A 6042-nucleotide genomic window follows, 5' to 3' on the forward strand; every position below is an offset into this window, starting at 1 on the left:
CCTAGCGGGCCGCGAGCGCCGCCTTCAGCTCGGGGGACATCGCGAGCCCCAGTGCCTTGCTGGCCTTGTCCATGGCGATCGGGCGCATGAACCACTTGTCGTACCAGGACGCGGCCTGGCCCGAGGCGCCTGCTTCGGCAATGACGCCATCGACCAATTCACGCATCGCGGCATCGTCCTTGCGCAAGGCGATGGCAATGGGCTCGCTCGACAGCGAATCGGGAAGGATCGCGTACTGGTCGGCGTCCTTCAGGTCGGCCAGCTGCATGGACAGCTGCACGCTGTCGCGCGCATAGCCCTGGGCCCAGCCCAGCTGGAGCTGGCTCAGTGCCGCCTCGGGGTTGAGCGCGCCTTCGACCTTCCAGGCCAGCGACTTGCCCTGCCCGAAGTCTTCCACCGCCTTCACCGCCGTGGTGGACCGGATGGCCACCAGCTGCTTGCCGGCGAGCTGCTCCAGCTTCGCGATGCCGTCCTTCTTGCGCACCATCACGCCCACGTGATCGACGAAGATCGGGCGCGAGAAGGCCATCTGCTCGCGGCGCTCGGGCGTGTCGGTCGTGTTGGCGCACAGCAGGTCGACCGAACCGTTCTTCACGAAGGTGACGATCCGGTCCACGGCGATGGGCACGTAGTTGATGCGCAGGTCCTTCACGCCCAGCTTGGTGGCCAGGCGAGTCGTCACCGCCTCGCAGACATCGATGCTGTAGCCCACGGGCTTCTTGTCGCGCCCGGCGTACGAGAAGGGCGCCGAGTCCTCGCGGTAGCCGATGTTGATCTGGTGGCGCGCCGCGATCTTTTCGAAGGTGGCTTGCGCATGGGCCTGCGCGCTGCACGCCAGCACCACGGCGGGAAGCGCGGCGGCGGTCAGGACGCGCCCAAGCGAAACGGTCGGCAAGGTCGGCATGCGATATCTCCTTCGTCTCCCGGGGGTCGGAATGCTGAAGAGATTTCTAACATTCTTTTGCCGATGTAAGCAAAGGAAAGTGGCTCGGGGCGGCGCCGTTGGGGGCGCAGCACAACACCCGTTTCCTCTCGTCTCGAGTGGGGACGTCAAGGCTTGTCTTCGCCATGCAAGCGCGTAGCATCCAGCGCCGCATCTCCCAGTGAAGTCTTTTGTTTGCCAACGTGGGCGAGCAGTGCGCTTTTCGTCGATCTCCCGCCTTGCCTGGGCTTGCAGACCATTTCGCTGCCAGTGCGACCTGATCGGCGTTTTGGGCGGCTGCGCCGCTTCGAGGTCCTGACGGCATCGGCCGCCTGCAGAACCTGAAGGAGAGATGACATGGTCACCTATGTTGGCTTGATGACCTTCACCGACAAGGGCATCCAATCTGTCAAGGACACGACCAAGCGCGCCGCGGCCGCGCGGGAAGCGGCGAAGAAAGCCGGCGTGAACATGCGCGAAATCCTCTGGACCATGGGAGAGGTCGACCTTGTGTCCATCATCGAGGCGGAAGACGAGCGCGCGCTCGCCGCCTTCAGCCTGGCCACGGCCATCCAGGGCAACGTGCGCTTCCATTCGCTGCGCGCGTATTCGGCCAGCGAGATGGACGAGATCCTGGCCAAGCTGCCGTAGGTGCGTTTTGACTCGAGCACGGCATCGGCGCCGGTTCGCGAGCCGCCCCTCGGGGCGGCTTCTGTTTTACCCCCTTTGGTCGGCAACGGAGATCAGCGAAGAACGCATACTGCAAGACGTGCATCAAGGACTCTTCCATGTCGCCCGCGAAGGTTGGTGCGGCACTTGAGGCGGGGGCAAGGGCAGCGGTCCTTGACGAGTGAGCACCCGACACCCTTAAAAGGTGCTGATCGGCGCTCGGGCACATGGCTTGCTGTCCGCGGCAATCCAATGCAAAGGACTATCCAGGGCCGCCATCGAGCCCGCGCCGGCGCGGGGGCATCAGCGCAGGTTGAGATCGGCCCAAAGGGCAGAAGAGCCTACCGGCGTGACTTCTGGCACTCGCGAATAGCTTCGATTTCCGCCCGTCGCGCCGGCTGCGGTGGCCCGAGCTTTTGAATGAGTTCGCGCAAGACGGCCAGCGCCTCTTCTACCTCCCGCTTCGCGCTTCGGTATCTCATGGCGTCACCCTTTCCGATGTTCGATGTAGCGGCGCACTTCATCGGCGGAGTTGCCCACCGTTTCCACCGCCTCACGCAGTTCTTGCTCTGAGCAACCGAGGCGTAGCGCCCAGTCGCGCACCTCTTGATCTTGATCCATGGAAATGAGCTTCCGGTCACTGCCTGTTTTGGCGCGATCGTCGGGCATTGTCTTCTCCGGTTGGCAATCGGCCCCGCTGCCTCTTGGCCGAGGGCCAGTCCCCGGAAATCTTGCATCAGGTCACCTCTGCGGGACATCGTCTATCTCCTGAAATCCCCGACAGGCCGATCTCAAGAGCCTGTGGGAAGAGACCGCCTTACGCGCATGTCGAATGCGCGCCAGGGCACGCTGCCCGTCGTGATGGGCACGGCGATTGCCGCTGCACATCCATGCCCGACGGATTACGCCCCATGCTCGACGCGGCGCCCGATCGCGGACTGTCTGCGCCGCTGGTCGCCGGCGCGGCAGCCAGCTTGTTGTCCACGCTTGCGTTGTTCGTTTGCGGGCGTATCGATGGCCATGGGGCCGCAGCGCCGACGAACGCGACCAGCCAATGGGTCTGGGGGCGGCGAGCGCTCCTCAGGACCTCCTGGTCGCTGCGTTACACGCTGGTGGGCTATGCGGTCCACCATGCCATGTCCACCCTGTGGGCCGCTGCACACCGGCGCATGCATCCGCCAGGTGCCCGCTCTGCCTCGCTGGGAGGTGCAATCGCGGAGGCAGCCGGGACGGCGGCGCTGGCCTTCGCAGTGGATTACACGGTGACGCCGCGCCGGCTGCGGCCGGGGTTCGAGCACCACCTGTCGGCGCGCTCCATGCTCGTGGTGTACGCGGCCTTCGCACTCGGCCTGGCTGCCGCGTTCCGCGTCATGGACGAGTTGCAACGCGCCGGGCGAGATGGGAGCTTCACGCCATGAGCGCATGGCCTTCGAGGGTCGTCGTCGTCGGTGCGACCGGCCTGCTCGGCTCGCACCTCGTGCGAGCGTTGTGGCAGCTGGGCGTGCCGCTGCTTTGCGTACATTCGGGCCGGCACCGGGCCACGGGGCAAGCGTCTGCATGGCCCGGCGCAGCCTGGCTTGCTGCCGACTTGCGCGACGCGCCGCCGCCCGATTTCTGGCTGAACCACCTGCATGCCGGCGATGTCGTGGTCAATGCCGCAGGCGTGCTGCGCGAGCAGCGCAAAGGCGACCTGGATGCCGTCCAGCGTGCTGCGCCGGTGGCTCTTTTTGATGCGTGCGCAACCCGGGGCGTTCGTTGCGTGATCCAGATCTCCGCGCTCGGCGCGCAAGCGGATGCCCCGACGCCCTTTCTCGCGACCAAGGGCATGGCAGACCGGCACCTGCTGTCCACCGGCGTGCGCGCCATCGTCGTGCGGCCCTCACTGGTGTGGGCGCGCGATGGACCTAGCGCTGGGCTCTTTTCCGCGCTCGCGGCGCTGCCCGTGGTGCTCCTGCCCGCCGGCGGAGGGCAACTGCTGCAGCCGGTGCACGTCGACGACCTGACGGCCGGGCTGCTCGCGCTCGTGCTCTTGCCCGAGCGCTGCGACGGGCCCGTGATCGACATGGTCGGCGACCGTCCGCTGCAGTTCGCCCGATACCTCGGGCAGCTGAGGATCGCACTGGGGCTGCGCAGGACCCAGGTCGTGCTGCCGGTGCCAGCGCGTGCCTTTGTGAGCGCGTCGGCCGTGGCGGCGGCGCTGGGGTCCCGTCTCGTGGATGGCGACAGCGCCCGCATGCTGCTGGCGGGGAATGCGGCGCCATCGGCGCCCTTCGCCGAACTGCTCGGCCGTGCGCCACGTGCCGCCGCGGCCTTCGTAACGCCAATCGAGCGTGCCGCGATGCTGCGCGAGGCCCGCCTGTTCTGGTTGCTGCCGCTGCTTCGCCTCGCCGTGGCATTGGTTTGGCTGTGGACGGCGGCAGTGTCTGCAGGCCTCTACCCGGTGTCGCAAAGCCTGGAGTTGCTCGAGACGGCCGGTGCGGCGCCCGGCTTCGCCCGCGTGCTGCTGCCAGGCGCTGTCATCTTCGACCTGATGCTGGGCCTGGCCACGCTCGCGGCGCCGGCGCGCTGGCGCGTGCGCATCGTCTGGCCACTGCAGCTGGCGTTGATGGCCTTCTACACCGCAATCCTGAGCTGGCAGCTGCCGCAGTTCTGGCTCCATCCTTTTGGCCCGCTCTCGAAGAACCTGCCGATGGCCGTGGCCATCGCCCTGCTGTGGGCGGCGGATGCAGCGGCGATTCATCGGCCATCTGCGGGCCACTGACGCGGAGACCGCATGGACTATCTGATCATCAAGTACGTGCACGTGGTGTCGTCGACCATCCTGTTCGGCACCGGTATCGGCTCGGCCTTCTACCTGCTCGCCACGGCCCTGAGCGGGGACACGCGCTGCGTGGCGTTCGTTTCGAAGTGGGTGGTGCGCGCCGATTGGCTCTTCACCGCCACCACGGCGGTGCTACAGCCGCTGACGGGGCTCTGGCTCGCGCATGCGGCCGGCCTGCCGCTTCGCACGCCATGGCTGCTTGCCTCGCTGGTGGCCTATGCGGCAGCCATCGGCTGCTGGCTGCCTGTGGTGTGGCTGCAGATGCGCATGCGGGACATCGCGCGCAGCGGGGCGGAAGCCGGTGCGCTGCCGCGCCGCTTCTGGACCTTCTTCTGGACCTGGTTCGGCCTGGGCATCCCGGCACTGCTCCTCTTTCTCGGCATCTTCTGGCTGATGGTGGCCAAGCCCGCTGCGGTGGGGTGATGGCACGGCCGGGGGCACGAAACGCGCTGCCGGAATTGCCGCAAGAATTGCAGCCAGGGGACGCGGCCAGCACCGCCCTTCCCCGGTGCCGCGCAGGCGCCCCGCTTGCCAGGTCCGGGCGCAATCCGCAAAGAGGACCCCATATGACCCGACTCCTGCAAGGCATGTATCCCAGCGCCGTGAACATCATCCGGCTCGACCACACCCACGTGCTGTCCACCTTCCACCAGTTCGATCTGGACGACTGGCCCACCGCCAAGCGAGGCCTGGTGAACACCGCTTGCACCGCGCTGGAAGTCCATGCGCAGCTGGAAGAAGAGATCTTCTATCCGGCCCTGCGGGAAGTCTTTTCCAGCCAGACGCTGGAGGAAAGCCCGGCCGAGCACGACGAGATGCGAAGCCTGATCGGCCGGTTGCGCGGCCTGGCACCCGAAGACGCAGGCTACGACGACCTGTTCATGGAGTTGATGCGCGCCGTGCTGCACCATGTGGCCGACGAAGAAACCGAGCTGCTGCCGGCCGCGCAGCGCCTGATGCCCGAACGGCTCAATGAGCTGGGCGGGCGGATGACCCGCCGCCGCATGGAGCTCACCGTGCCCCGGGCCGGCGAGATCGCCGGCAACATGGTACGTGCCATGCCAGGCAGCACCCTGGCACTGTTCACCGCGGCGGTGTCGGGGGTCTGCCTGGCCACCTGGTACGGCCGGCGCTCGCGTTCGCATCTGCGCTCGCAGCTTCGCCGCTCTCGATGAGGAGGCCGCTGCCGTGGCTGCTACTTTCGACACGCCGCCGCCGGCGCCAGCCCAGCCCGCCGGTTTGCCGCCATTGCGGCCCGGCGACGAAGCGGCCCCCGGGCGCGCCCTGGACAAGCCCGCCACAGGGCGGCTGCGCCGGCCTCAGCTTTCGCCAAGCGGCTCGCCGGGCCAGGGCCGCTGCTGCGCCTCCAGCTGCGGCTGCGGCTGGGCCGCCTGAGGCTGCGTTGCCTGCGCTTGCGTCGCCTGGGACTGGCGTCGCAATGGCACCGCCGGCTCGAGGTCCTTCTGGCCATCGCTCGACGCGTCACCGTCGCCAGGGCCGCCGAACGATTCCCGGGCCGAGCGCTTGGCGTCGCCCATCAGCTCGTCGCTGGAGCGGCCCATCAGCTCGTCTTCCTTCTGCGTGCGCGGCGCCGCGGCCGCGAGCACCGCGCCCAGCGCCAGGCCGATGG

8 protein-coding genes are annotated in these 6042 nt (G+C 67.8%); 5 read left to right on the forward strand and 3 right to left on the reverse strand.

Going from position 1 to position 6042, the window contains the following annotated elements:
- Position 1: 1 nt before the first annotated feature.
- Positions 2–904, reverse strand: a complete 903-nt coding sequence (locus VSO01S_RS25675; RefSeq protein ID WP_068645601.1) for an amino acid ABC transporter substrate-binding protein — start codon at positions 902–904, stop codon at positions 2–4.
- Positions 905–1279: 375 nt separating this feature from the next.
- Here VSO01S_RS25675 and VSO01S_RS25680 point away from each other — a divergent pair, with 375 nt between their 5' ends.
- On the forward strand, positions 1280–1573 hold the full coding sequence (locus VSO01S_RS25680) for a GYD domain-containing protein (RefSeq protein ID WP_068645602.1): 294 nt from the start codon (positions 1280–1282) through the stop codon (positions 1571–1573).
- A 504-nt stretch (positions 1574–2077) separates the two neighbouring features.
- Here the strand turns inward: VSO01S_RS25680 and VSO01S_RS26925 are convergent.
- Positions 2078–2260, reverse strand: coding sequence for a DUF3606 domain-containing protein (locus VSO01S_RS26925; RefSeq protein ID WP_084242130.1), 183 nt, complete (start codon positions 2258–2260; stop codon positions 2078–2080).
- A 242-nt stretch (positions 2261–2502) separates the two neighbouring features.
- Here VSO01S_RS26925 and VSO01S_RS25685 point away from each other — a divergent pair, with 242 nt between their 5' ends.
- The 4 genes from VSO01S_RS25685 to VSO01S_RS25700 all read left to right on the forward strand — a co-directional run bounded on the left by VSO01S_RS25685 (position 2503) and on the right by VSO01S_RS25700 (position 5587).
- Positions 2503–3009 carry a hypothetical protein gene (locus tag VSO01S_RS25685; RefSeq protein ID WP_068645603.1) on the forward strand — a complete coding sequence of 169 codons (507 nt, stop codon included), beginning with the start codon at positions 2503–2505 and terminating at the stop codon, positions 3007–3009.
- Entirely contained in the window at positions 3006–4352 is a 1347-nt protein-coding gene (locus VSO01S_RS25690; RefSeq protein ID WP_084242131.1) for an SDR family oxidoreductase, read from the forward strand. Before VSO01S_RS25685 ends, VSO01S_RS25690 begins: the two co-directional genes overlap by 4 nt.
- Before the next feature lie 12 nt (positions 4353–4364).
- Entirely contained in the window at positions 4365–4835 is a 471-nt protein-coding gene (locus VSO01S_RS25695; protein ID WP_068645605.1) for a DUF2269 family protein, read from the forward strand.
- Positions 4836–4978: 143 nt separating this feature from the next.
- Positions 4979–5587, forward strand: coding sequence for a hemerythrin domain-containing protein (locus VSO01S_RS25700; protein ID WP_068645606.1), 609 nt, complete (start codon positions 4979–4981; stop codon positions 5585–5587).
- 144 nt (positions 5588–5731) lie between these two features.
- Here the strand turns inward: VSO01S_RS25700 and VSO01S_RS27800 are convergent.
- The coding region (locus VSO01S_RS27800; protein WP_218002382.1) for a hypothetical protein at positions 5732–6042 on the reverse strand (311 nt) is incomplete at its 5' end.

Source organism: Variovorax soli NBRC 106424 (assembly GCF_001591385.1).
Classification (GTDB): domain Bacteria; phylum Pseudomonadota; class Gammaproteobacteria; order Burkholderiales; family Burkholderiaceae_C; genus Variovorax; species Variovorax soli.